This is a genomic window from Allobosea sp. TAF32 (assembly GCF_052113585.1).
GTDB lineage: Bacteria > Pseudomonadota > Alphaproteobacteria > Rhizobiales > Beijerinckiaceae > Allobosea.
The window spans coordinates 422,911-449,067 of sequence record NZ_JBFRDM010000003.1 but is presented as its reverse complement, the minus strand read 5'-3'; the positions used below and the strand labels follow the sequence as shown (position 1 = coordinate 449,067).

The window sequence follows — 26,157 nt, the reverse complement described above, 5'->3', positions numbered from 1 at the left end:
GCGCGGATCGTGCCTAATCTGCAGGCATGAAATGGCTATGCGAGCGGAGCGGGCGGGATGCGTGAGACCTTGCGCTTCCTGCTCGGCGACAGGTTGGTCGAACTCGACCGCTGCGACCCGACTTTGACCGTGCTCGACTGGCTGCGCCTCGACCAGCGCATGACCGGCACGAAGGAGGGCTGCGCCGAAGGCGATTGCGGCGCCTGCACCGTCGTCGTCGGCCGGCTCGACCGCGGCAATCTGCGATACGAGGCGATCAATGCCTGCATCCGCTTCCTGCCGACGCTGGACGGCTGCCAGGTTCTGACCGTCGAGCATCTGAAGAGCACGGATGGCAGCCTCCACCCGGTCCAGCAGGCGATGGTGGAATGCCACGGCTCGCAATGCGGCTTCTGCACGCCAGGCTTCGTGATGTCGTTGCTGGCGCTCAGGCTCAACGAGGTCGAGCCGAGCACAGGGCGCATCGAGGATGCGTTGGCCGGTAACCTCTGCCGCTGCACCGGCTACGAACCGATCATTGCCGCAGGCCGCCGCATGGACGAGATCGCGCCGCGGGATGCGGATCGCTTCCTGCAGGAACGCGGGGCCGTGGCGAACAGACTCGCCGCGCTGAACGATACGGAAACGCTGGCCCTGCGGGGCGAAGGCGGGCGCTTCTACGCCCCGGCGACGGTCGAGGCGCTCGCCAATGTGATTGCCGCGCATCCGCAGGCGACGTTGGTCGCCGGCGCGACGGATGTCGGGCTCTGGGTCACCAAGGCCATGAAGCGCCTCGACCCGGTGATCTATCTCGGACGCGTAGAGGCTCTGCGGGCGATCACCGATGAGGGCGATCATCTCCGCTTCGGCGCGATGGCCGGCCATATCGACGTCCGCGCAGCGCTGGCCGGGCTTTCGCCGCAGCTCGACGAATTGATGCGGCGCTTCGGCGGCGAGCAGGTACGCAATGCCGGCACGGTCGGCGGCAATATCGCCAATGGTTCGCCGATCGGGGACCTGCCGCCGGCCCTGATCGCGCTCGGCGCGACGCTGGTGCTGGCGCGACGCGCCGAGGCCGGCATCGAGCGCCGCGTCATACCGCTCGAACGCTTCTTCCTCGACTATCGCAAGCAGGACCGGCGCCACGGCGAATTCGTCGAGGCCGTGCTGGTGCCGAAGCTGGCCCCCGGGATGCTCTTCCACGCCTCCAAGGTCTCGAAACGCTTCGACGAGGATATCTCGGCCGTCTGCAGCACCTTCCGACTGCAGCTCGGCCCGGATGGCCGCATCGGCGAAGCCCGCCTCGCCTATGGCGGCATGGCCGGCGTCCCGAAGCGGGCGGCGGCTGCCGAGGCCGCCCTGGTGGGCCGCGCGTGGGACGACGGCGCCGTCGCAGCCGCCGTCGCCGCGCTGGCGCAGGATTTCTCACCGCTCGACGACATGCGCGCCTCGGCGCATTATCGGCTGAAGATCGCCGGCAACCTGCTGCGCCGTTTTCTGATCGAGACGACGCAGCCCGCGACCGAAACGCGGGTCGCCGGCCTGCTGGCGGAGGCCACCCATGGCTGACGCACGCCACAAGCTCGATATCGCACTGGAGAGCGGCCCTGTGGGCAGCGCCCGCATCCATGACTCCGCGCCCAAGCATGTCGCGGGCGAAGCTGTTTATATCGACGACATCGCCGCGCCCGAAGGGCTGCTTCATGCCTATCTCGGCACGAGCGCCATCGCCCATGGCAAATTGCGGTCACTTGATCTCACGGCGGTGCGTGCCGCGCCGGGCGTCGTCGCCGTGCTGACGGCGGCGGACATCCCCGGCGCCAACGACATCTCCTCGACGCATCTGCATGACGAACCGGTCTTCGCGACCGAGGCCATCCTGTTCCACGGCCAGCCGCTCTTCGCCGTGGCGGCAGAGACGCGCGAGCAGGCACGCCGCGCCGCAACGCTGGCGAAGGCGGAGTATGCCGAGGAAGAGCCGCTGATCGACATCGCCACCGCGCGCGAAGCGGGAGGCAAGCTGGTCACCGCGCCGCTCAAGTTGGAACGGGGCGATGTCGCGGCCGCGCTCGCAGAGAGCCCGCGCCGGCTGAAGGGCTCGATGACGATCGGCGGGCAGGAGCATTTCTACCTCGAAAGCCAAGTCGCGCTGGCGATCCCCGGCGAGGACGAGGACATGGCCGTGCTGGTCTCGACCCAGCATCCGAGCGAGGTCCAGCACATGGTCGCCGCCGTGCTCGGCGTCGGCTCGCATGCGGTGACGGTCGAGGTCCGGCGCATGGGCGGCGGCTTTGGCGGCAAGGAGACGCAGGCCAATCTCTTCGCCTGCGTCGCCGCGCTCTGCGCCCGCAAGCTCAAACGGCCGATCAAGCTCCGGCCCGATCGCGACGACGACATGGCGATCACCGGCAAGCGCCATGATTTCGTCTGCGACTACGAGATCGGCTTCGACGACGACGGCCGCATCCATGCGCTCGATGCCGTCTATGCAGCGCGCTGCGGCTGGAACGCCGACCTGTCGGGGCCGGTAACCGACCGCGCCCTCTTCCACATGGATAATTGCTATTTCTACCCGGCGGTGCGCGCGCGCTCCGAGCCACTCTTCACCAACACCTGCTCGAACACGGCCTTCCGGGGCTTCGGCGGGCCGCAGGGCATGGTCGGGGCCGAGCGCTTCATCGAGGAGGTCGCCTTTGCGACCGGGCTCGACCCGCTGGAGGTGCGGCGGCGCAATCTCTATGGCGGGGCAGGCCGCGACGTCACGCCCTATCACCAGACGGTCGAGGATAACATCGCGGCCGAAATCATCGCCGATCTGGAGCGGCGCTGCGACTACCAGGCGCGCAAGACGGCAATCCGCGAGGCGAACGCAACGAGCCCCATCGTCAAGCGCGGAATCGCACTGACGCCGGTGAAATTCGGCATCTCCTTCACCGCGACCTGGTTCAATCAGGCCGGGGCGCTGGTGCATGTCTATACGGACGGCACGGTCGCGCTGAACCACGGCGGCACCGAGATGGGGCAAGGGCTCTACATCAAGGTGGCGCAAGTCGTGGCCCATTCCTTCGGCATCGGGCTAGACCAGATCAAGATCACCGCGACCACGACCGGCAAGGTGCCGAACACCTCGGCCACCGCCGCCTCCTCCGGCTCCGATCTCAACGGCATGGCGGCGCTCGACGCCTGCGAGACGATCAAGAAGCGGCTCACCGCCTTCGCCGCGAAGCACTGGCAGGAACTGCCAGAGGATATCGCCTTCCTGCAGGGGCGCGTGAAGATCGGCGCTCGCGAGATCGCCTTCAAGGAACTTGTCGCCGCCGCCTATATGGCGCGCGTCCAGCTTTCGGCGACGGGCTTCTACGCCACCCCCAAGATTCATTGGGATCGCAAGGCCGGGCGCGGCCACCCCTTCTACTATTTCGCCTATGGCGCCGCGGCTGCCGAGGTCGCGATCGACACGCTGACCGGCGAATACAAGGTCGAGCGTGTCGACATCCTCCATGATTGCGGGCAGTCGCTGAACCCCGCGATCGACAAGGGCCAGATCGAGGGCGGCTTCGTGCAGGGCATGGGCTGGCTGACGACCGAAGAGCTGGTCTGGGATAAAAAGGGCCGGCTCTGGACCCATGCGCCCTCAACCTACAAGATTCCCGTCGCCTCCGACCGGCCGCGCATCTTCAACGTCCACCTGCTGGAGAATGCGCCGAACCGCGAGCCGACGATCCACCGCTCCAAGGCGGTGGGCGAGCCGCCGCTGATGCTGGCGATCTCGGTTCTGCACGCGCTGTCGGATGCGGTGGCGAGCGTGGGCGACTATCGGATCTGCCCGCGCCTCGATGCGCCGGCGACGCCCGAGCGGGTGCTGGATGCAGTGGAGCGAGTCCGGGCGGAGGCTGGGCGATGAGGTTCGGAACCTCCCCCGTCATTCCGGGGCTTCGCGCAGCGGAGAGCCCGGAACCCATAACCGCCGACGACGTTCGAAAGAGCGTCACAGTGCCTGCCCTTTCCTTCTCGACCTGTGGTTATGGGTTCCGGGCTCAGGCCTGCGGCCTGCCCCGGAATGACGGGTGAGCAGCGCATGACCCTCGCCGCCTTCCTTGATGTCCATCAGCGCGAAGGCGTCGTGCTCGTCCGGATCGAAGCGGCGGAAGGCTCAACGCCGCGCGAGGTCGGCGCCCGCATGGCCGTGAGCCCCGGTGCCATCGCCGGGACGATCGGCGGCGGGCAACTCGAATTCCACTGCATCGACCTCGCCCGGCACATGCTGAGCGAGGGCGCCGAGGACCAACTGCTCGACATTCCGCTTGGCCCGCAGATGGGACAGTGCTGCGGGGGGCGGGTCCGTGTTTCGCTGCGCCATGCCGGTACGGCCGAGATCGCCCTGTTCAGCGCCCGCGAGAAAGCGGAGGCAGCGGCGCGGCCACCGGTGCTGATCTTCGGCGCCGGCCATACCGGCAGGGCCCTGGCCCATGCGCTGGCGCCCCTGCCCTTCTCGGTTTCGCTGATCGACGATCGCGACGACGTCATGGGCGGGCTGCCAGCCGCCGTCACCTGCATCCGCATGGCCGATCCCGTCGATGCGGTCGCGAGCGCTCCGGCAAAGGCCGCCTTCGTCGTGCTCTCGCACAGCCACGCGCTGGACTACCGGCTGACAGAGGCGGCGCTGGCGCGCGGCGATGCGGCCTATGTCGGCATGATCGGCTCGGCGACCAAGCGCGCCCGCTTCGAGTCGAGTTTTCTGCGCAGCGGCGGCCGACGCGAGGCTCTGGCACGATTGACCTGCCCGATCGGCGGTTCCGATGTGGACGACAAGCGCCCGGAGGTGATCGCGGCCTTGACGACAGCCGAGCTGGTGCGTTGCTTGCTTGGCCGCCGGGAACCGGCGAGAGGGAGACGCCCGAGACATGAATCAGCCGCGTGAGCAGGAAGTGCCGCCGCGGCTGGCGCTCGCCCATATCTCCAAGAGCTTTCCCGGCGTCAAAGCCAATGAAGACATCAGCCTGAGCGTCAGGCCCGGCGAGATCCACGCCCTGCTCGGCGAGAACGGCGCCGGCAAGTCTACGCTGGTCAAGATCATCTACGGCGTGCAGCAGGCCGACGAAGGCACGATCCACTGGAATGGCTCGGCCGTCTCGATTCCGTCGCCCAAGGCGGCGCGCAAGCTCGGCATCGGCATGGTCTTCCAGCATTTCTCGCTGTTCGACGCGATGACCGTGATCGAGAACATCGCGCTCGGGCTCGACGAAGCGGTGGATCGCGAGGAGCTGAAGCGCCGCGTCGCGGCGATCCTGCAATCCTACTCGCTGCCGCTGGATCCGGAGCGGGAGGTGCATACGCTCTCGGTCGGCGAGCGCCAGCGCATCGAGATCGTGCGCTGCCTGCTGCAGAAACCGAAACTGCTGATCATGGACGAACCCACCTCGGTGCTGACGCCGCAGGAGGTGGAGCGCCTGTTCGAGACGCTGCGCCAAATCGCGGCGCAGGGCTGCTCGATCCTCTACATTTCGCACAAGCTGCATGAGATCAAAGCGCTCTGCGACAGCGCCACCATCCTGCGCGGCGGGCGCGTGGTCGCGACCTGCGATCCAAAGGTCGAGACGACCAAGCGCATGGCCGAGTTGATGATCGGCGCGGAGCTGCGCAAGATCGAGCACGGCAAGACGGCCGGCAGCGGCGCTGTCCGATTGGAGGCCAAGGGGCTTTCGCTGCCGGGCGAGCCGCCTTTCGGCACCGATCTGGAGAACGTTACCTTCGAGGCGCGGGCGGGCGAGATCCTCGGTATCGCCGGCGTCGCCGGCAACGGACAGGCCGAGCTGCTGACCGCGCTCTCGGGCGAGCAACTCGCCGGCTGGGCCGAGGCGATCAGGCTCGACGGCAGGGCCATCGGCCTGGAGGGCGCCGGGACGCGCCGGGCGCTCGGCCTCGCCTGCGTGCCCGAAGAGCGAAACGGCCACGCCGCGGTGCCCGATTTCTCGCTCGCCGACAACGGTGTCCTGACCGCGCGCCACAGGCTTCCATTGGCGCCGCACGGCTTCATCAGCCGGGGCGCCGTCCGGCGCTTCGCCGATGGCGTCATCAAGCTCTTCGATGTCAGGACCACCGGCAATGCCGCGCTCGCCCGCTCGCTCTCGGGCGGCAATCTGCAGAAATTCATCATGGGCCGCGAGATCGGCCAGCAGCCGGCCGTGCTCGTGGTCTCGCAGCCGACCTGGGGGGTCGATGCGGGCGCCGCCGCCGCGATCCGGCAGGAACTCGTCGACCTCGCCGCCAAGGGCTCGGCTGTGGTGGTGATCTCGCAGGATCTCGACGAATTGCTCGAGCTTGCCGACCGGCTCTGCGTCATCAATGAAGGCCGGCTCTCGGCGCCGCGCCCGGTCGCGAGCCTCGGCATCGACGAGATCGGCCTGATGATGGGCGGCGTCCACGGCGCGGAGGGAGCCGTTCATGCTTGAATGGCGCCGCCGCCGCGAGCCGAGCACGCTGATGCTGGCCTTGAGCCCGTTGATCGCGATCGGTCTGACCATGCTGCTCGGCATGATCGTCTTCACCGCCATGGGCTATGACGGCTTCCATGCGGTCGGGAGCATTTTTCTGACGCCGTTCCTGGAGCCGCAGCGCTGGGCCGATATCGGCGTCAAGGGCGCGCCGCTCATCATGATCGCGCTTGGGCTGGCCATCGGCTTCCGCGCCAATGTCTGGAACATCGGCGCGGAGGGGCAATACATCATGGGCGCCATCGCCGGTACCAGCGTCGCGCTCGCGACCTACGACATGACCGGCTGGTGGATCCTGCCCGCGATGGTATTGGCCGGCATCCTCGGTGGCATGGCCTGGGCCGCGATCCCCGCCTTCCTGCGCGTCAAGCTGCAGGTCAGCGAGATCCTGACCAGCCTGATGCTGACCTATGTCGCGGTCCAGTTCCTGTATTTCCTCGTGCGCGGACCGTGGAAGGACCCGGACGGCTTCAATTTCCCGCAAACGCGGATGTTCACGGCCGACCAGACGCTGCCGACGGTGCTCGAAGGCTCGCTCGTCCATCTCGGTATCCCGGTCGCGCTCGTCCTTGCCGTCATCGCCTGGCTGCTGATGGAGAAGACCACCGCCGGCTATGCCATCAAGGTCGTCGGCCTTGCGCCCGCCGCCGCCCGCCATGGCGGTTTCAGCGCCGCACGCGCGACCTGGGCGACGCTGCTGATCAGCGGCGCGCTCGCCGGCCTCGCCGGGCTGTTCGAGGCAGCCGGCCCCTTCGGGCAGCTCACCCCGCAATTCCCGGTCGGCTACGGCTTCACCGCGATCATCGTCGCCTTCCTCGGCCGGCTCAATCCGCTCGGCATCGTCTTCGGCGGCCTCGTGCTGGCCGCGACCTATGTCGGCGGCGAGATCGCGCAATCGACGGTTCGGCTGCCGCAGGCCGCGACCGGCATGTTCCAGGCCACGCTGCTGTTCATGCTGCTCGCGACGGACGTGCTGGTCCGCTGGCGCATCGTCTGGAAGCGGAGGGCGGTGTGATGCGTTTCGCGACGGAACCTCGCCGTCATTCCGGGGCGGCCCGCAGGGCCGAGCCCGGAACCCATGAACACCGGCCAAGCCGCAGGAATCGCCGGGTTCGGGCTAGCATATCTGGACAAGAACCTGTGTTCATGGGTTCCGGGCTCATCGCTTCGCGATGCCCCGGAATGACGAGGGGGAGCGCATGACGACGGCCATGCTCGTCTCCATCCTGATGACCCTGATCGCGGCTTCGACGCCGTTGCTGCTGGCGGCGCTGGGCGAGCTCGTCGCCGAGAAGGCAGGCGTGCTCAACCTCGGCGTCGAGGGCATGATGCTGTGCGGCGCGGTCGCCGGCTTCGCCGTCGCCTTCTCGACCGGCAGCACTGGCATTGGCCTCGTCGCGGCCGCCTGCGCCGGTATCGCTGCCTCGATGGTCTTTGCCGTGCTCGCCCTCTCGCTGATGGCCAATCAGGTCGCGACGGGCCTCGCGCTGACGATCTTCGGCATCGGCGCCTCCTCCCTGATCGGCGCCGGCTTCGTCGGGCGCACCGTGACGCGCCTGCAGCCGGTGTTTCCGGCGGCGCTTTCGGAACACCCGCTGCTCCGGGTGATCTTCGGCCACGACATCCTCGTCTATCTCTCGCTGGCACTCGTCGCGGGCGTCAGCTACTTCCTGCACCGCACGCGCCCGGGACTTATTCTGCGCGCTGTCGGCGAGAACGATGCCTCCGCCCACGCCATCGGCTATCCCGTGATCGCGATCCGCTACGCGGCGATCGCCTTCGGCGGTGCGTTGGCCGGGCTCGGCGGCGCCTATTTCTCGCTGGCGCTGACGCCGATGTGGGCGGACCGGCTGACCGCCGGACGCGGCTGGATCGCGCTGGCGCTCGTCGTGTTCTCGGCCTGGAAGCCGGGGCGACTGCTGCTCGGCGCCTATCTCTTCGGTGCCGTGATGACGCTCGAATTACAGGCCAAGGCCGCCGGCGTGACCTGGCTCGCGCCGGAGGTGCTGGCGATGGCCCCCTACCTTGCGACCATTGCGGTTCTGACCATGATGTCGCTAGGACGAAAGACCGGCCGGCTCGACGCGCCTGCCTGCCTCGGCAAACCCTTCTCGGCGTCCTGACGCCGCATCCGACTACGGGGAGTTATAGGACATGACCAGCATCATCACCCGCCGCAGGCTGACCTTCGGCGCGGCCGCAGCCACCACCCTGCCGATCCTCGGCCGCGGCGCCTCGGCACAGTCGCCGCTCGGCGTGGGCTTCATCTATGTCGGCCCCATCGGCGACCACGGCTACACCTGGACGCATGACCAGGGCCGGCTCGCGCTGGAAAAGGAATACGGCGCGAAGATCAAGACCAGCTTCATCGAGAACGTCGCGGAAGGCCCTGATGCCGCCCGCGCACTGCGCCAGCTCGCCCAGGCCGGCAACCAGCTGATCTTCTCGACCTCCTTCGGGTTCATGAACCCGACGATCCAGGTCGCCAAGCAGTTCCCGAAGATCAAGTTCGAGCACGCCACCGGCTATATGCGCGCCGAGAACGTCGCCACCTACAATGCGCGCTTCTATGAGGGCCGCGCCGTGATCGGCACCATCGCCGGCCACATGTCGAAGACCGGTCAGGCCGGCTACGTCGCCTCCTTCCCGATCCCGGAGGTGGTGATGGGCATCAACGCCTTCCACCTCGCCGCTCGGAAGGTGAACCCGAACTTCAAGACCAAGGTCGTCTGGGCCTCGACCTGGTACGACCCCGCCAAGGAAGCCGACGCCGCCAAGGCGCTGATCGACCAGGGCGCGGACATGATCACGCAGCACACCGACTCGGCGGCTCCGCTGCAGGCGGCCGAGCAGCGCGGCGTCTTCGCCTTCGGCCAGGCCTCCGATATGAAGACCTTCGCGCCGAAGGCCCATCTCACCGCCATCGTCGACGACTGGTCGGGCTACTACATCAAGCGCGTCAAGGATGTCATGGACGGCAGCTGGAAGACCGGCGACGTCTGGGGCGGCCTGAAGGCAGGAATGGTCAGGATCGCGCCGTACAACGACGCGGTCACGCCCGCGGCACGCGCGGCCGCCGACGAGGTGATCAAGAGCATCTCGGCCGGCACGCTGCACCCCTTCACCGGCGAACTGAAGGATCAGAAGGGCGAGGTTCGCCTCAAGGCCGGCGAGACGGCGAGCGACGAGATGCTCTCCAAAATGGACTGGTACGTCGACGGCATCCAGGCCTGATTCCGCTCTCCATCGGCGCCGGCGGGCTTGCTCCCGCCGGCGGCACGATTCGCAGGTCCTTGTTTGCCTTTCACCGTCAGGGAATGGTCCCGGGAGTGCCTACCCCCGTAGAAATCGGCATTATCGACCCTATTATCGACGGAACGAAGCCGTTTCCTGTGCGTATCTACCGCCGCGGGCATCGTCTTTCCGCGATAACCGTGGCAACTGCGTGAGTTGCGCGCCGCGAATAGCATCCATGTGTCGCGGTCGCTCGTGTCGGAAACGAGCATGAACGGCCGTAGTCCAGCACGCGACGCCTGAAGCACCTTCTCAAGGAGGATTTCATGACCAAGAACGAACTGATCGCCGCCATCGCGGATGAGACCGGCAAGACGAAGGCGGACGTCTCCGCCATCCTGGCCTCTCTCGGCACGACCGTCGCCAAGACACTCAAGAGCGGCGACGACGTCACGCTCGGCGGCATCGGCAAGCTCTCCGCCGCCAAGCGCGAGGCCCGCGAGGCCCGCAATCCGTCGACCGGCGCGACCATCAAGGTTCCGGCCAAGACCGTCGTGAAGTTCAAGGTCACCAAGGACCTCGCCGACGCGGTGGCGTAACGCCATCCATCGGGATCGAGCGGCGTTCGCGTTCCCTAGCGCGAACGCCGCTTGAGTCTCGCCGTCATGCTCGGACTTGACCCGAGCATCTCTTCGACGAGATTCTCGGGTCTACGCTTCGCTCCGCCCGAGAATGACGCTGGCTCCATGTTCCTTCGCCTCTTCACCGATCTGCGCGCCGCCAAGGTCCCCGTGACCCTGCGCGAATATCTGACGCTGCTCGAAGGCGTCGAGGCCGACCTCGCCGAGCACAAGGTCGACGAATTCTACTATCTCGCCCGCGCTACGCTGGTGAAGGACGAGCGCCATCTCGACAAGTTCGACCAGGTCTTTGCCCAGGTATTCAAGGGCATGGAGACGCTGGGCCAGGCGATCGAGGAAGCCGGCATTCCCGAGGAATGGCTGCGCAAGCTCGCCGAGAAATTCCTGACCGACGAGGAAAAGGCGCAGATTGATGCGCTGGGCTGGGACAAGCTCTGGGAGACGCTGAAGCAGCGGCTCGCAGAGCAGAAGGACCGTCACCAGGGCGGCAACAAATGGATCGGCACCGGCGGCACCTCACCCTATGGCGCCTATGGCTACAATCCCGAAGGCATCCGCATCGGTCAGGACAAGAACCGCAATTTCCGAGCGGTGAAGGTCTGGGACAAGCGCGATTTCAAGGATTTCGACGACACGCGCGAGCTCGGCGTGCGTAACCTGCGCGTCGCATTGAGGCGGCTGCGCCGCTTCGCCCGTACGGGCGCGGCCGAGGAACTCGACCTCGACAACACGATCAGCGAGACGGCCAAGCACGGCTATCTCGACGTCAAGCTGCGGCCGGAGCGACGCAACGCCGTGAAGGTGCTGCTCTTCCTCGATGTCGGCGGCTCGATGGACTGGCATATCGAGCTGGCCGAGGAGCTGTTCTCGGCGGCGCGGGCCGAGTTCAAGCATTTCGAGCATTTCTACTTCCACAACTGCCCCTATGAGCGCGTCTGGAAAGAGAACCGCCGCCGTCACGACCAGATCATCCCGACTTGGGACGTGCTGCGGACCTATCCGGCCGATTACCGCCTCGTCTTCGTCGGCGATGCCTCGATGAGTCCCTACGAGATCGCGATGCCCGGCGGCTCGGTCGAGCACTGGAACGAGGAGGCCGGCGAGGTCTGGATGAACAGGCTGGTGAACAAGTTCCCGAAATCGGTCTGGCTCAATCCGGTCCAGCAGCATCTGTGGAACTATACGCAATCGATCCGTCAAATCGGCGGGTTGATGGGCGGACGCATGTTCCCGCTGACGCTCGACGGCCTCGATGGTGCGATGAGAGTTCTGGCGCGCTGAACCACGACGATCGGCCCGCTTCCCTTGGGCGGCCGGAATGCTCTAACTGCCCGCCATGACGAACAACCACGACGACGACGCCCCTGCCCCGAGCTGGCGCCAACGCCCGAAGCCTGTCGGATTCGAGATCAGCTACAGGCTCGACGGCGACACCCTCGAGATCGATCGGACGCGCCGCGTCGACAGCGTCAGGCTCAGCGCCGTCGAGCAGGTGCGTTTCGTCTATGCGCCAGGCAACATCTCGTCCAAGGGCTACAAGACGCAGCTAAGGCTCAGCGACGGCCGGACCGTGACTTTCGGCAACCTGTCATGGCGCTCGCTGACGGACCTCGATCGCGACGATGCGCGCTATCACCGCTTCGTCTCGGCATTGTCAGCCGCAATCGCACGGGCCAACCCGCGCGCCCGCTTCGTCGCCGGGCGGCCGAAGCCGCTCTGGCTCGGCGTCGTGTTCGTGGGCGCGGTGTCGCTGCTGATGCTCGCCGCCTTCACGTTGCGCGCCTTCCAGCAGGGAGCGACCAATGCCGGGCTGCTCGGCCTGCTGCTGGTCGCGGCCTCGTTCTGGCAGGTCTGGCCGCTCGTCAGCCTCAACCGGCCGCGCGAACTCGCGACCGGCGAAGTGCCCGACAGCCTCGTTCCCGGCCGCCCCGGCTAACGCTCAGCGCACCACCAGCACCGAGGACTTGGCCCGGCGCACGATGGCGGAGGCGTTCGAGCCGATGACGTAGGCCAGCATGCCGGGCTCGTGCGAGCCGATGACGATGAGATCGGCCCCGGCCGCATCAGCCTCGGCCAGCACCTCGCCATGGACCGAGCCCAACAGCACCTTCGCCGAGACCTGATCGGCCGGCAGGTCGACCGTGGCAGCGATTTCGGCAAGCTTCGCTTCGGCGTCCTGCTGCTGTTCGGAATCGAAATCAGCAGGGACGAATTCCATGTACGTGACAGGGATCAGCGAGCGGACATAGACCAGCCGCACCACGCCGCCCGATATCTTGGCGAAGGATACGGCGGCAGCGATCGCTGGCTTGGCTAGATCGGCCTCCGCCAGATCGACGGGAACCAGAATCGACTTGTACATCGTATCCTCCAAGGCTGGTTGCAGAACCATTCTGGAGTTTGCCAGCACGCGCGCCATGATCCAGCGCAAAATGCGCGCTGCGGCAGGGCGCCGCGCGCCGGTCGGTCAGCGGAGTTTCAACCCTGGCGCGCGGGGGTGCGCACGACCAGCCCGTCAAGATTGTCTCTGATCCGGATCTGGCAGGAGAGACGCGAGGTCGGCCGGACGTCGAAGGCGAAGTCCAGCATGTCCTCTTCCATCGGCTCGGCATGGCCGACGGCTTCCATCCAGGCATCGTCGACATAGACGTGGCAGGTGGCGCAGGCGCAGGCGCCGCCACATTCGGCCTCGATACCGGGAATCGCGTTGCGGATCGCCGTTTCCATCACCGTGGAGCCCGTTTCGCCCTCGACGGTGCGGCTCTCTCCGTGAGCGTCGATGAAGGTGATGTTCGGCATAAGAAACTCCGGCGCGCTATGACGGCCTCGCTTAGAGCATTTCAAAGCGGCACGGAACGGGCTTTTCCGCCGCAGCGCCGGTTCAGGCCGCGCAGTCGAAGCGCGCGATCGCCGCCCGTGCCTCGGCGGCGGCCAGGGCTAGTTCATCGAGAGCGCTCTCGGTCAGACGCGGCTCCGCATCGCCGAGGCTGTGCTCGATCCGATCTGCCGCTTGGGCGACCTGCCAGGCGCCAATGGCGCGGGCAGCGCCCTTCAAGGTGTGCGCCGCGTCCATCCGAGCTTGCGTGTCCGCGCTGCCGTGGATGGTGCGAAGATGCGCCACGCATTGCTGGGCGAACAGGGTGAGCAATTCGCGCTCGAGCTCATGATCGCCGCCGGTCTGGCGGTGAAGATGCTCGGTATCGATCGCGCTCTGGGGCATGGGCAACTCGTGAACATCGGATCGCCGCATGGGCGGTCTCACCCACTCCAAGAAGCGACTTGATGGTGAACGAGGCGTTAACGACGTTTGTGAATCGAGCACTCAAATGGGTTTCCAAGGTTACGGGGCTCCACTACCCTTCCAATTGGTAAATGATGGGCGCAGTGTCTCCGATCATCCCGGCCAGAGGCGGCAAGGGGCGACGGGGACGGGGCTTTCGCGTCCATCGTCAGTAGCGTGGCGAGGCGGCAACGATGAATCGACCCAAGAAGCTCCAGGATCCCACTGAAGCTGCGATGTCGGCGATCGAGGAGGCGCTTCGACTCGACCAGCCCCAATCCGATATCGCCAGAGGCGAGACGGAGACGCTGGTCAGCGCCGAGCCCCGGCTTCCCATCACCAGCGAGAATGATCTCAAGCTCGAATTGCCGCGTGTCGAGCCTGCAGCTGCCGCCGCGCAGCCCGCGCCCGTAACCCCTCCCCCGGCGCAGCCGCGCGCCAGCGCTGCGCTTGCGCCCGACACCACCCGCGTCGCCAATGACGACCGCCGCGATTCCAGCTCGCTGGTGCAGGCTTTCGCCGTCCGCCCGTCGCGCAAGCCTTATTGGTTCGCCGCGCTCGCCTCGCTCGCCTGGCTGGGCGGCGCGGCCTTCGTGCTGTTCGGCCGCTACGGCTCCTTCAGCAATGGTCTTCCCGAGCCGGTCGCCAATTTCGGCATCGGCGAATGGACACTGCTTGCGCTCTCGATCGGTGCGCCGGTCGTGTTCTTCTTCGTGCTGGCGGCGCTCTATCGCCGTACGCAGGAGATGCGCCTGATCTCGCGGGCGATGACCGAGGTCGCGCTGCGTCTCGCCGAGCCTGAGGTCGCAGGGGCGGATTCCGTCCTGTCGCTCAGCCAGACCATCCGCCGCGAGGTCGCCGCCATGGGCGACGGCATCGAGCGCGCCGTGGCGCGCGCCGGCGAATTGGAGACGATCGTGCGCGGCGAGATCTCGACGCTCGAGCGCGCCTATGCCGACAACGAAATCCGGCTGCGTTCCCTGATCGACGAACTCGTCACCCAGCGCGAGGCCGTGGTCGGCAATGCCGAGCGCGTCAAGCTCGCGATCAGCGGCGCGCATGACGGGCTCGCCAAGGACCTAGACAGCGCCAGCCGTGTCATCGCCGAGGCCGTCGCGCAGGCAGGCGACCGCGTCACCGGTTCGCTCGGGGCCAAGGGCGACCAGATCACCCAGGCGCTCGGCCGGGCCGGCGAGCGGATGGTCGAGGAGATCAGCGGCCGCGGACATGATCTCGTCGAGAGGCTGCAGGTGACTTCGGGCGAGGTCTCCGAGCGGCTGGCCGGCGCCAGCGACAATCTTTCGACCATGCTCGACGGTCGCGCCAAGGAGATCGCAGGCTCGCTGGAACGCACGGGCGCTTCGCTGACCGAAGGTCTGACAGCCAGCGCCCAGGGCGTCACCCGCGCCATCAGCGAGACCGGCGCGCAGGTCGCGGAGTCGCTGACCGCCCGCGTCGATGTCGTCAACGAGACCCTGAAGAGCACCGGCGAGACGCTGGCCAAGGACATCTCCGCCCGCGGGACCGAGGCGGCGGAGCGTTTCGAGACCAGCAGCCGCAATATGGTCGCGCTGATCGAGAGCCAGAGCGAAGCCCTGCAGAAGCGCCTGTCGGAGTCCGGCGAGGCGCTGCGCAGCGCCCTCTCCGACGAGGGCGAGAGCGTCACCACCCGCCTTGCCGAGGTCGGCCGCGGCGTCAACGGCCTGCTCATCCGCCAGAACGAGGCCATCGCCAGCCGCCTCACGCAGGTCGGCGAGAGCGTCCATTCCCTTATCGGCACGCATGGCGACACGCTGGTCGGCCGCCTCAACGACACCGCTCGGACCGTCGACGACGTGCTCCGCGAGCGCAGCGAGGCGATCATCCTGCGCGTCAACGACGCCAGCGAGACGCTGAGCAATGCCGTCGAGAAGCATGGCGATGCGCTCACCGGCCGCATCACCGATGTCGCCGGCCAGGTGCACGGCCTGTTCACCGAGCAGGCAGGCAAGCTGGTCGATCGCCTCGGCGAAACCGGCGAGACCGTGCATGCTCTGCTCGACCAGCAGGCAGAGAAGCTCGTCGAGCGCGTTTCCGGCGCCGGCAACGAACTCGCCAACCTCGTCGGCCAGCAAAGCGGTTCCGCCGTGGCCCGCGTCTCGGAGGCTGGCAGCGAGCTGGCCCGCCTGCTCGTGGAACGCAGCGAAGCGGCCGTCGCCAACGTCTCCGAAGCCAGCCGCAACCTGACCGCGCTCATGGGCGAACAAGGCGATGCCACCGTCGCCCGCGTTTCCGATGCCGGCGCTGATGTCGCCCGGCTGCTCTCGGAGCGCAGCGAGGCGCTGGTCGCCAGCGTGTCGGGTGCCGTCAACACCGTCGAGACCCGCCTGCGCGACGAGAGCGACCTGCTCGTCGGCCGCCTGACCCAGGCCGGCCAGGACGTCGGCAACGTCGTCGGCCACCAGAGCGAGCGCCTGATCTCCGGCCTCTCCGAGACCGGCATGCGCGTCAGCGCCCTGCTGGAAGAGCAGGCCGGCGCAATGACCGTGAAGGTTTCGCAGGCAGGCCTCGAGATCAAGGATCTGCTCGGCAGCGAGAGCCAGGCTCTGGCGAGCCGCGTCGCCGATGTCGGCCGTTCCGTGCACGGCATCCTGGCCGAGCGCAGCAACGCGCTGATCTCCCGCCTCGCCGAAACCGGCGAGAGCATCGACCAGAAGCTGGAAGAGCGCGGCATGGTGCTCGCCCAGCGCATCACCGGCAGCGTCGAAGCCGCGCAGAACGCACTGGAACAGCAGCAGACGGGTTTCCTCGCGAGCATCGGCGAGACCGGCGACAAGGTCGGTGCCCTGCTCGGCGAGCAGCGCGAGACGATGGTCCGCGACCTCGTCAGCACCGGTCGCGAGGTCCACACCCTGCTCGGCGAGCAGAGCGAAGATCTGGCGCGCCGCATGACCGAGGCGACCCGCACGCTCACCGAGACGATCAATGTCGACGGCCGCCATGTCGCCGACCGCGTCTTCGAGGCGACGCAGGGCCTGCGCGACACCTTCACGATCCATGCCGAGGACGCGCGCACCATGCTCGCCGGCACCGGCCGCGAGATCGTGATGGCGCTCACCCAGCAGGGCGGACGCGTCAACGAAGCGCTTTCCGCCAACGCGGAATCGATGCTGCGTTCGGTCGAGGGCCGCGCCCAGGCATTGACCGAAGCCCTGGCGCAGCGCCACGACGCGCTGACTCGCCTCTTCGACGAGCGTGGCCGCGAGATCGAGACCGCGCTCGGCTCGCGCATGGCGACGCTGTCCACGCTGTTCGACACGCAGGGCCGCGAGATCGACACCGCGCTCGGCGCCCGCCTGTCGACGCTGTCCACCCTGTTCGACACGCAGGGCCGCGACATCGACACCGCACTCGGCGCCCGCCTCTCGGCGCTGGCCACCTTGTTCGACACGCAGGGCCGCGAGGTCGAGACCGCCCTCGGCGCGCGCCTGAGCGCCTTCGAGGACCTGATCGTCCGTCAGGGCGGTGCGCTCACCGCCAAGATCTCCGGCGATGCCCGCGAGCTCACCGAGGCGCTGCATAGCGGCATCGCCCAGGTCGAGAAGCTGATCTCCGAGGACGGCGTCACGCTCGCCGACAAGGTCGGCACCCGCGCGCTCGAAGCCGCAGAGCTCCTCGCCAGCCGCACCCGCGAAGCCGCGGATGCGATGGAAGGCCAGATCAAGCTGTTCGAGGACCGCTCGGGCGCCAAGAGCGCCGAGATCGCCGGCGCGCTCGACAGCCTGATCGCCCGCATCGACGGCAGCCTCGGCTCGCGGGCCACTGCCCTCAACGAGGCGCTGGTGGAACGCACGGTCGACATCGCCCGCGTGCTGGCAGAGGGCGGCCGCGAGGTCACCCGCGCGCTTGCCGCCAAGGCGGACGAGATCGGCGAGGTCGTGACCTCGAAGAGCGAGTCGCTGACGCGCACGCTCAGCGACAAGGCGGACAGCATCAACGCCACGCTGGGCGGCCGCGCCCTGCAGATCGCCGATACGCTCGACCAGAGCGTCGCGCGCTTCGAGGAGCGCGTCGTCAACCGGCTCGACACCGTCTCTCACACGCTCGACAGCCGTGGCGACGAAATCGCGACGACGCTGCAGGGACGCTCCGAGGCGATCGCAGCCACGTTGTCGGAACGGGCGCAGGAGCTGCGCGCGCTTTTCGACAACCAGGGCAACGGCATGGTCTCCTCGCTCGCCCAACAGAGCGAAGCCATCGCGGCCGCTCTCAGCGAGCGCGCCGAGCAACTGCGTACCCTGTTCGACGATCGCGGCCTGGGAATCGTCGCGGCGCTCGGCCGGCGCGGCGACGCCATCTCCGGTGCGCTCGACCAGCGTGCCGAGCAGCTGCGCGCGATCTTCGAGGATCAGGGCACCGGCGTCGTCACCGCGCTCGAACGCCAGGGCGCGGCGATCGCGAACTCGCTGGAGGAGCAGACGGATGCGCTGCGGACCGCGTTCGACGCCAAGGGCCACGGCCTTGTCGAAGTGCTCGGCCGCCAGGGCGAAACGCTGACCCAGTCGCTCGACGAACGGGTCGAGGCGCTGCGCGCAGTCTTCGACGCCAAGGGCAATGGCGCCGTCGAGGCGTTGAATGAGCGTGGTGAGGCGCTGGCCGCCGAGTTCGCCACGGTCGGGGAAACGGTGGTGCGCGCGCTCGAAAGCCGCGGCAACGCCATCGTCGCCGGGCTGCGTGACCGCGGCGCGGCCATCGCCAATGCGGTCGAGGCTTCGTCCAACGCGCTGCGCGAGACGCTTGAGGCCAGCTCGAAGCAGTCGGTCGAGGCCCTGGTCAGCACGAACGAGCAGCTGCGCGAGGAGCTCGGCGGCATGCTCGGCCGCCTGGGCGAAGCCAACAAGCTGATGCAGCAGATCGTCAACGGCGCGAACAAGAACCTGGCCGCCGTCGAGAACAGCCTGTCGACCCGCGTCGGCGAGTTGCAGAACGTCATCGGCACCGTGATGACGGAGGCAGGCAACGCCTCGCAGCAGGTCACGGCGCAGATCGCGGAGCTGAAGAGCTACTCGGAAGGCACCCTGCGCGAGACGACGGCCCTGATCGGCCAGCTCGACAATCGCGGCACCTCGCTCAACGAGGCGACGCAGGCCAGCAGTGCTGCGCTCAACGCCGTTGCCGGCCGGCTCGAACAGATCGAAGGACGCGTCGGCAAGGCGCTGGCCGAGCGCCGCGATGCGCTGGAGCAGCTCCATGGGTTGATCGCCAACCGCACCGACGATGTCGAGGCGATCACCCGCTCCTTCGCTTCGCTGATCGACGAGTCGCTCGGCACCGCCGAGGCGCGAGCGCGCCAGATCGGCACCGTGCTCTCCGACTCGGCCGAATCGACGACGAGCGCCATCGCGCAGCAGTTCGAGACGATCCGCGCCGCGACCGGCAAGGAACGCGAGCGCACCGCGGAAGCCCTGCGCGAGGCCTATACCCAGGTCTCGACCGAGATCAGCGGCGAGCTCGCCAAGGTGACCGAGCGCTTCCAGAAGGCGGCGCAGGACATGCGCGGCATCACCGGCGACATCCAGCGCGAGCTGGAGGCAACGCGGGCAGAAATGAAGCGCGGCGTGCTCGAGCTGCCGAAGGAGGCACAGGAATCGACCTCTGCGATGCGGCGTGTCGTGGCCGAGCAGATCAAGGCGCTGAACGATCTCACCGAGATCGTGACGCGTTCCGGCCGGCGCGGCGACGTCTCGCTGCCGATCGACGCCGTCGTGAGCCGCAAGGCAACGGTCGCCGCCGCCCCTGCCCCGGCCCCGCAGTCGGCTCCGGCCTTCACGCCGGCGCCGCAGCCGAAGCCGGCGGCAGCGGAACCTCTGCTGCGCCCCTCGCTCGATGCCTCGGCCGAGACGGCGCGCGTCGCCACCCCTCGCGCGGAGCCCCGCAGCGAGCCCACTCCTGCGCCGAGCCGCCCGGCTCCGACCCAGGAGGCCCCGCGCCGGCAGCCCGACGCGACGGTGCAGCAGCCCGCCAAAGCCGGCTGGCTCTCCGATCTGCTCAGCCGCGCCTCGCGCGAGGACAAGCAGCCGGAGCCCAGCAAGCCGACGACCCATTCGATCGAGAAGCTCGACTCGCTCTCCGTCGATATCGCGCGGATGATCGACCATGACGCCGCCGTCGAGCTGTGGGATCGCTACAAGCGCGGCGAGCGCAACGTCTTCACCCGCCGGCTCTACACGCTGCAGGGCCAGCAGACCTTCGACGACATCCGCCGCAAGTACCGGCGCGACCCGGAGTTCAAGGAGACGGTCGATCGCTACATCGACGAGTTCGAGCGTCTGCTCGGCGAAGCGGCCAAGGACGACCGCGACTCGATGGTGGCCAAGACCTACCTGACTTCGGAAACCGGCAAGGTCTACACCATGCTGGCCCATGCCAGCGGCCGCTTCGAGTAGGCGGCCGGTTCCCTGCGGACTGGAACGACAAAGGCCGCCCGAGAGGGCGGCCTTTCCTTTTGCGAGATGGTGGTTCCGGATAAGATCAGCTGACTCTACGCCGCGGCGCGGAAGCACACCTCGCCCCGGTTGAGGAAGCAGGCCTTGTCGAAGAGCGACAGGTCGAGCGGGTTGGGCAGCCGCACATCCGCGATGTCCGGAAACGGCTTGCCCGAGGCATCGTAGGACCGGTCGATCTGCGAGATGAAGATGAGGATCAGCCCCCTCTCCCGCGCGAAGGCTCGCAACGCCCTCACCTGAAGCGCCAGCTCCGGGGTATCGCGCCGCTGGTCGAGCAGTTGCAGGTAGTCGATGACCGCCACCGTGCCGCGCGGCGCCGTCGCCAGCGTTCCCACGATGTGGTCAGCGCTGATCGCATCGGAGCAATCGCAGTCGAACAGGCCGGCGAACTCATCCGGCTCGATGCCGAGCGCACGCAGGCGGCCCGCCACGTCGAGCGGCGTGTATTCGAGCGTGAAGAAGGCGCCACGACGGCCAGCTCTCATGGCTTCCGCCAGTAGGCCAAGGCTCGCCAGCGTCTTGCCCTGGCCCGGCCGCCCGGCCATCAGGACGAGATCGCCCGGCGTAAAGCGAGACAACAGCGCGTGGGCCGTTTCGGTTCGGGGCAGCTTCGCGACAAGCAAGCTCCAACTGCGATACCCTTCATCTGTCGCGATACGGTCGAGAGCGGCGTGGAGGGGAATCCGCTCTCTGCGGCTCAACAGCCTGGCTCTGCGCTTCAGTTGATGGATCGGGGCCGACAACGTCATGACATGAACCTCCTATCGCGGGCAGCGAGCGCAATCCCTCCTCATGCGTGATGCCCGGACAGTCGGTCAGATCGTCGAAATGCCCTGTATGATCATACTTCCCCGGCTGGAGGGGGGAGGCTCGGGCCGAGCCGGAATCAGAATTTAGAGCATTTCCGCGCATCTTCGAAGCGCGGAAATGCTCTGGATCGCCGCGCGTCCTCTCGGATGCGAAGTGGCGATCTATCTCTTTGTTTTAACATCGGATTTCTTCGAAAAGTGGATTCCACTTTTCGGTCCGATGCTATAGCCCTTTGATTGGACGCATTTTCTTCACGCGAACCGAGGCCACTTCGCTCGAAAATGCTCAGGCCGATGCCGGCCGGGCAGGCTCAGCGCGCCCAGCGCACGATCTCGATCAGAACCTGCGACAGCGCCCGGTCGAGCGCCTGCGCGGCTCCCGCCCCGTCGACAGAGCTGGCCGGCACGCGGGCCGAGAACAGGCGCGCGCGCTGGATTTTGCCGCTCTGATCGCCAACGATCCGGGCGGTGATCTCGACCACCGCCATCCCGGTCGCAGCGTCGATGTTGAAGCTGCGGATGTTGGTGTTGAGCTGCACATCCGGCTGGATGCGCTGGCCTGGCGCCGAAACGGAGCCGATGCGGCTGGCATTCTCGAAGGTCTGGATAAGCCTCGCCTGCACCAGCGCGGGGATGCGATCGGCCCACTGAGCTCCGCCGACGAAGGAAAGGGCCCCGCCCGCATCCCTGACGATGACCCGATCGGAATCGAGCGCCTGCACCGTGGTCGGCTCGGCTACCACCATCACGGCGCGCGAGCCGCCGACCTTGCCGAAGCCGCTCGGTGCCGAGAGGTCGAACGTCGTCGGTGTCGGACCGCTGCAGCCTGCAAGCATGGCGCCGGTGACCAGCAGGAGGGCCGTGAGGCGAGCCTTCGTCGCCGGGAAGAGCGCTGCCTCGATCGTCATCGCTTAGCGGGATCCATTGTATTGCGGGAGCGGCGGCTTGCCGCCGAGGATGAGCTGCTGCGGATTGCGCTCGAAATTGCGCAATGTCCGGTTGATTTCGGTCAGGGTTTTCTTGCCGTCCGAGGCCAAGGCTTCGACATCCCGCAGCCCCGGCCCGGTGAAGCGGTTGATACCGGCGGTGATCTCGGCCGTGCGCTTGTCGAGATTGTCGGCGAGCACGCGCATCGATTTGGCGGCGTCGGCGACCTCCTGGAACGCGCTGCGGCCTTCCCCGCCGGCGCCGGCGTTGAGGAAGCCCTGCGCCGCCTTCAACACGCCCTCGACCTGGTCGGCCGCCTTGTCGAGCTTGGCCGAGATCGAGGCGGCATCCTTGACCACCTTCGCAACGTCGGCGCTCGAACCGCCGAGCGCGCCCGTGAATTTGTCGACGTTCTCGATGATGGCCGCAACCTTCTGCCGATCGACCGAGCGCACCACCCCGGTCAGCTCCTCGCTCAGAGTCTGAAGCCGTTGCGAGAGGGGTTGAATCGTCTCGGCGATGTTGCTGAAGCCGGCCATCAGCTTGTCGAGACCGTCGGAGTTCTTGCCCAGCGCCTCCGAGAACTTCTCGACATTGCGGACGGTGTTATTGAGCGGACCGGCGTTCTGCTTGATCAGCCCGTCGAGCGAGGTGAGCATCGTGTCGGCCTTCTGCGCGACGTTGCGCACGGTCTCGATGATGTCCTGCAGTTCGGAACGCTCGGCGATGATCGTCGGCATCGGCTCGCCGGGCTTGGCGGTCAGCACCGGGGCGTCCGGGGCACCGCCGATCAGTTGGAGCGCGACCACACCGGCCAGGCCCTGCGCCTCGATGCGGGCGCGGGTATCCTCGCGCAGCGGCGTCGTGCTGGCGACCTGAATGACGGCGTAGATGCGGCGCGGATCGTCCGGCTGAAGCTCGATGCTGGTGACCTCGCCGACGCGCAATCCGTTGAACAGCACGCTCGAACCGCGGCCTAGGCCGGTCACGGTGCCGGTGAAGATGACGCGCACGCTCTCCCTGCGCCCGGCCGCGCCACTGTTGAACCAGTAGACGAAGCCGAACGCCGCGGCCAGGACCGCGAGCGTGAAGAGACCGACGAGTGCGTAGTTGGCGCGCGATTCCATGCCCTAGCCGTTTCGTTCCCGTTCCCCGGCCGGCAGCCGGGCCATGGCGCGCTCGCCACCGAAATACGCCTTAAGCCACGGATGATCCGACGCCAGCATCGTCGCCAGCGGGCCAACCGCGATCACCTTCTTGTCCGCAAGCGCGGCGATTCGGTCACAGGCATGATACAGGCTGTCGAGATCATGGGTCACCATGAAGACGGTCAGCCCGAGAGTCTTCTTCAGGGTCATGATGAGGTCGTCGAACTCCGCCGCGCCGATGGGGTCCAGCCCCGATGTCGGTTCGTCGAGGAATACGATCTCCGGGTCGAGCGCAAGCGCCCGGGCGAGCGCTGCGCGCTTGATCATGCCGCCCGACAGCTCCGAGGGAACCTTGTCCGCCGCATCGAGCGGCAATCCCACGAGATCGAGCTTCACCATCGCCAGCTCTTCGAGCAGGTGAGGTGAAAGATGCAGATATTCGCGCATCGGCACCTGGATGTTCTGCTTCACCGTCAGCGCCGAGAACAGCGCGCCCTGCTGGAACATCACGCCCGAGCGGCGCTCCACCACGCGCCGCTGTTGCGGCGTCAGCGTATCGACGTTCTCGCCGAAGACTTCGATGGTTCCGCGCGCCTTCTGGACCAAGCCGAGGATCGTGCGCGTCAGCACCGACTTGCCCTGCCCCGAGCCGCCGACGAAGCCCAGGATCTCGCCGCGCAGCACGTCGAGATCGAGGCCGTCCATGATGACCTTCTCACCGAAGGCAACCTTGAGATTGCGCACCCGGATGACCGCTTCGGGCTCCCCCGCCTTCGGGTTTTCCGCCGATGAAACGGGTTGCGGCGCAGGAGCCGGAGATCTGTCGGGGAAAGCCATCGTCAGAACTCGATCGACGCGAAGAACATGGCAAAGAGGCCGTCGACGACGATGACCATGAAGATCGCCTTCACCACCGAAGCCGTGACCTGGCGTCCGAGCGACTCCGCCGAGCCCTGAACCGCCAAGCCCTCGATCGAGGCGATCAGCCCGATGACGAAGGCCATGAACGGCGCCTTGATCAGCCCGACGGCGAAATGCTTCCAGGTGATGACCGATTGCAGCCGGGCGAGGAAGGTATCGACCCCGATGCCGCCATAGAGCCAGGCGACGAGGCCGGCGCCGACAAGGCCCGCCATGGCCGAGATGAAGGTCAGGATCGGCAGCGAGATGATCAGAGCGAGAATACGCGGCACGACCAGAACTTCGATCGGATCGAGGCCCATGACACGCAGAGCATCGATCTCCTCGCGCATCTTCATCGAGCCGATCTCGGCGGTGAAGGCCGAGCCCGAGCGGCCCGCGATCATGATTGAGGTCAGGAGCACGGCGAGCTCGCGCAGGATTAGGATGCCGGTCAGGTTGACGACGAAAGCCGCGGCGCCGAACTGCTGAAGCTGAAAGATGCCCTGCTGCGCGACGATGCACCCGACAAGGAACGAGATCAGCATGATGATCGGCGCGCCGTTGAAGGCGATCAGCTCGATCTGGTTGACGAGGGACGGCCCACGGAACTTGCGCGGACCGAGAACGACGCCAATGGAGCCAACCACGACCTCGCCGAGGAACATGGCGCCGCCGACCATGTCGCGGCCGAAGCGCACGACCGCTTCCCCGATATCGACGAGGATGTCGACCACCCGGAAATGTCGCTGCGACGCCTGCAGGTCCGCGTCATGGACATGGACCTCCGCAAGCAGGATGGCATGCTCGGGCTTGTCGCTGACGATATCGACAGCCGCGCCCTCCCTCTCCTGCCGCTCCTTCAAGCGATTGAGGACATAGGCACCGAGCGTGTCGAGACGACTGACGCCGGAAAGATCGAGCCGCACATGCCGCGCCTGCCGCAGATCCTCGCCGATCTCGGCGATCAGCTTTTCGATGCGCGGCGCACGGTCGGCGCTCCAGGAACCGGCAAGCGCCACCGAGACCGTCCCGGCATCGGAGCGGATGATCGTCTGCGGTTCGGCGGTATCAACGCTCGCCATGTCGCTATGACGTCCCTCGCCCTGCCCAGGGCAGCCTCGCGGCTGCGCAACACCAGTCTCTCGCGTCGAAATCGACCCCTTAAGCTCTGTATTGCCGCGACCAAGGCACTTGGCAAGCATAGGGCAATGCCCAACGCACTTCCGCCGGCAAACGTTGCCGAAGGGCCATAGAATCGGCCTTTTTCGCAAGCGTCTCGCTGACGCCGGCGCCGGAAGCAGCAATTTCTTAAACAATCGTGGAGCAGCCTCGCTTTTGGAAAATCCCGACGGCCGTTGATTCGGCCGGTTGATCGAAGGCAGAATGGTCATGGGCGAACCGCGCTCGCTGACACCGCTGAGCCAGGCCGACTACGAGGCAATCGAAGCCGCGGTCATGGAGACGTCGCGCGGCCGTTGGTTCATGACGGAATACGCCAAGCGCAACCGCCAGGCCGATACGCTCCAGCTCCTCGGTGCAATTCACCGGATCGAGCGGGTCGTCGGGCTCGGCGTGCAGGAGACCAGCCGCGAAACGAACCTGATCGAAGCCGCTGCCCTGATCAGCGATCTGCGCAGCGACCTGGAACGCGTGAGCGGCAAGCCGGACATCCGCTCGTCCGGGCTCGCGGCCCGGATCGAACAGGCAGCCGGCACCGTCCTGTCCGCCACCGAAAGCATCCAGGAGGCGGCCTGGAGCCTGCGCGAGGCGGGCGCCGAGGAAGGGCTCTGCGACAAGCTGGATCAGCACTCTGCCGAGATATCGACCGCGATCGCCGTCGTCGACGGGCTCGTCCAGCGCATCGACAAGATCTCCGACACCATCGCCATGCTGGATTCAAGCCTGCGCGCCTTCGGCGAGGTTTCGCGAGAGCCGAGCACCAGCTTCGAGATCATGGCCGCGGCGGCCGAGGGGAGCATGGCCACCGCGCCGTCCCCGCCGGCGATCCGTCGCGAGTATCGCGACGCAAGCGCCGCCGCGGCAGACGAGCCGCCAGCCCCGTACCAGCTCAACGACCAGGCCGCACCGGAGACGCGCATGGGAACCGTGCATCTCCTCGACGACGACCTCACCTTCGAGGAACCAGTTGCCGCCTCGCCCGAGCCGCAGCGCGTCGCCGCCGGCTATTCGGAGGCCGGCCTGCGCGAGATCGACGCGCTGCAGGCCGATCGCAAGCTCGCTTATTTCGTCTGAAGCG

At 67.2% G+C, this 26,157-nt stretch carries 20 protein-coding genes; 12 read left to right on the top strand and 8 right to left on the bottom strand.

All coding sequences use genetic code 11. The features are described 5' to 3' along the window. Positions 1 to 57: 57 nt before the first annotated feature. From xdhA to AB4Z16_RS09555, 10 genes are all read left to right on the top strand, one after another. Complete coding sequence (gene xdhA / locus AB4Z16_RS09600) at positions 58 to 1,548, top strand: xanthine dehydrogenase small subunit (protein WP_441511103.1); 1,491 nt, start codon at positions 58 to 60, stop codon at positions 1,546 to 1,548. Further along, positions 1,541 to 3,883: a xanthine dehydrogenase molybdopterin binding subunit gene (xdhB, locus tag AB4Z16_RS09595; protein WP_441511102.1), complete on the top strand. Its 2,343-nt coding sequence runs from the start codon at positions 1,541 to 1,543 to the stop codon at positions 3,881 to 3,883. Before xdhA ends, xdhB begins: the two co-directional genes overlap by 8 nt. A 174-nt stretch (positions 3,884 to 4,057) precedes the next feature. Beyond that, positions 4,058 to 4,900 carry a xanthine dehydrogenase accessory protein XdhC gene (gene xdhC, locus AB4Z16_RS09590; protein WP_441511101.1) on the top strand — a complete coding sequence of 281 codons (843 nt, stop codon included), beginning with the start codon at positions 4,058 to 4,060 and terminating at the stop codon, positions 4,898 to 4,900. Then, positions 4,884 to 6,431, top strand: coding sequence for an ABC transporter ATP-binding protein (locus AB4Z16_RS09585; RefSeq protein ID WP_441511100.1), 1,548 nt, complete (start codon positions 4,884 to 4,886; stop codon positions 6,429 to 6,431). The genes xdhC and AB4Z16_RS09585 overlap by 17 nt, the downstream gene beginning before the upstream one ends. Then, complete coding sequence (locus AB4Z16_RS09580) at positions 6,424 to 7,488, top strand: ABC transporter permease (RefSeq protein ID WP_441511099.1); 1,065 nt, start codon at positions 6,424 to 6,426, stop codon at positions 7,486 to 7,488. The genes AB4Z16_RS09585 and AB4Z16_RS09580 overlap by 8 nt, the downstream gene beginning before the upstream one ends. Before the next feature lie 184 nt (positions 7,489 to 7,672). Beyond that, the gene (locus AB4Z16_RS09575) at positions 7,673 to 8,596 is read left to right on the top strand and encodes an ABC transporter permease (protein WP_441511098.1); all 924 of its coding nucleotides are present in this window, start codon (positions 7,673 to 7,675) and stop codon (positions 8,594 to 8,596) included. Positions 8,597 to 8,627: 31 nt separating this feature from the next. Then, positions 8,628 to 9,707 (top strand): BMP family ABC transporter substrate-binding protein, encoded by a 1,080-nt coding sequence (locus tag AB4Z16_RS09570; protein ID WP_441511097.1) that lies wholly within the window; start codon positions 8,628 to 8,630, stop codon positions 9,705 to 9,707. 326 nt (positions 9,708 to 10,033) lie between these two features. After that, positions 10,034 to 10,306, top strand: a complete 273-nt coding sequence (locus tag AB4Z16_RS09565; RefSeq protein ID WP_265052451.1) for an HU family DNA-binding protein — start codon at positions 10,034 to 10,036, stop codon at positions 10,304 to 10,306. 147 nt (positions 10,307 to 10,453) lie between these two features. Further along, entirely contained in the window at positions 10,454 to 11,629 is a 1,176-nt protein-coding gene (locus AB4Z16_RS09560) for a vWA domain-containing protein (RefSeq protein ID WP_441511096.1), read from the top strand. A 55-nt stretch (positions 11,630 to 11,684) separates the two neighbouring features. Next, on the top strand, positions 11,685 to 12,284 hold the full coding sequence (locus tag AB4Z16_RS09555; RefSeq protein WP_441511095.1) for a hypothetical protein: 600 nt from the start codon (positions 11,685 to 11,687) through the stop codon (positions 12,282 to 12,284). A 3-nt stretch (positions 12,285 to 12,287) separates the two neighbouring features. Here AB4Z16_RS09555 and AB4Z16_RS09550 read toward each other — a convergent pair whose 3' ends face one another. From AB4Z16_RS09550 to AB4Z16_RS09540, 3 genes are all read right to left on the bottom strand, one after another. Further along, the gene (locus tag AB4Z16_RS09550; RefSeq protein ID WP_441511094.1) at positions 12,288 to 12,710 is read right to left on the bottom strand and encodes a universal stress protein; all 423 of its coding nucleotides are present in this window, start codon (positions 12,708 to 12,710) and stop codon (positions 12,288 to 12,290) included. A 116-nt stretch (positions 12,711 to 12,826) separates the two neighbouring features. After that, positions 12,827 to 13,147 (bottom strand): 2Fe-2S iron-sulfur cluster-binding protein, encoded by a 321-nt coding sequence (locus AB4Z16_RS09545; protein ID WP_441511093.1) that lies wholly within the window; start codon positions 13,145 to 13,147, stop codon positions 12,827 to 12,829. Between the two features lie 82 nt (positions 13,148 to 13,229). Next, complete coding sequence (locus tag AB4Z16_RS09540; RefSeq protein ID WP_441511092.1) at positions 13,230 to 13,568, bottom strand: Hpt domain-containing protein; 339 nt, start codon at positions 13,566 to 13,568, stop codon at positions 13,230 to 13,232. Positions 13,569 to 13,822: 254 nt separating this feature from the next. On the opposite strand from AB4Z16_RS09540, the gene AB4Z16_RS09535 reads away from it, so the two are divergent. Continuing rightward, positions 13,823 to 20,053, top strand: coding sequence for an apolipoprotein A-IV repeat region-like domain-containing protein (locus AB4Z16_RS09535; RefSeq protein ID WP_441511091.1), 6,231 nt, complete (start codon positions 13,823 to 13,825; stop codon positions 20,051 to 20,053). A 95-nt stretch (positions 20,054 to 20,148) separates the two neighbouring features. On the opposite strand, the gene AB4Z16_RS09530 is transcribed toward AB4Z16_RS09535, so the two are convergent. From AB4Z16_RS09530 to AB4Z16_RS09510, 5 genes are all read right to left on the bottom strand, one after another. Beyond that, positions 20,149 to 20,862: a DNA helicase gene (locus tag AB4Z16_RS09530; protein WP_441511090.1), complete on the bottom strand. Its 714-nt coding sequence runs from the start codon at positions 20,860 to 20,862 to the stop codon at positions 20,149 to 20,151. Between the two features lie 371 nt (positions 20,863 to 21,233). Next, positions 21,234 to 21,830 carry an ABC-type transport auxiliary lipoprotein family protein gene (locus tag AB4Z16_RS09525; protein WP_441511089.1) on the bottom strand — a complete coding sequence of 199 codons (597 nt, stop codon included), beginning with the start codon at positions 21,828 to 21,830 and terminating at the stop codon, positions 21,234 to 21,236. A 3-nt stretch (positions 21,831 to 21,833) separates the two neighbouring features. Further along, positions 21,834 to 22,976: an MlaD family protein gene (locus AB4Z16_RS09520; protein WP_441511088.1), complete on the bottom strand. Its 1,143-nt coding sequence runs from the start codon at positions 22,974 to 22,976 to the stop codon at positions 21,834 to 21,836. A gap of 3 nt (positions 22,977 to 22,979) precedes the next feature. Continuing rightward, complete coding sequence (locus AB4Z16_RS09515) at positions 22,980 to 23,834, bottom strand: ABC transporter ATP-binding protein (RefSeq protein ID WP_441511087.1); 855 nt, start codon at positions 23,832 to 23,834, stop codon at positions 22,980 to 22,982. 2 nt (positions 23,835 to 23,836) lie between these two features. Then, complete coding sequence (locus AB4Z16_RS09510; RefSeq protein WP_441511086.1) at positions 23,837 to 24,982, bottom strand: MlaE family lipid ABC transporter permease subunit; 1,146 nt, start codon at positions 24,980 to 24,982, stop codon at positions 23,837 to 23,839. Between the two features lie 307 nt (positions 24,983 to 25,289). On the opposite strand from AB4Z16_RS09510, the gene AB4Z16_RS09505 reads away from it, so the two are divergent. Continuing rightward, the gene (locus AB4Z16_RS09505; RefSeq protein WP_441511085.1) at positions 25,290 to 26,153 is read left to right on the top strand and encodes a hypothetical protein; all 864 of its coding nucleotides are present in this window, start codon (positions 25,290 to 25,292) and stop codon (positions 26,151 to 26,153) included. Positions 26,154 to 26,157: the final 4 nt, after the last annotated feature.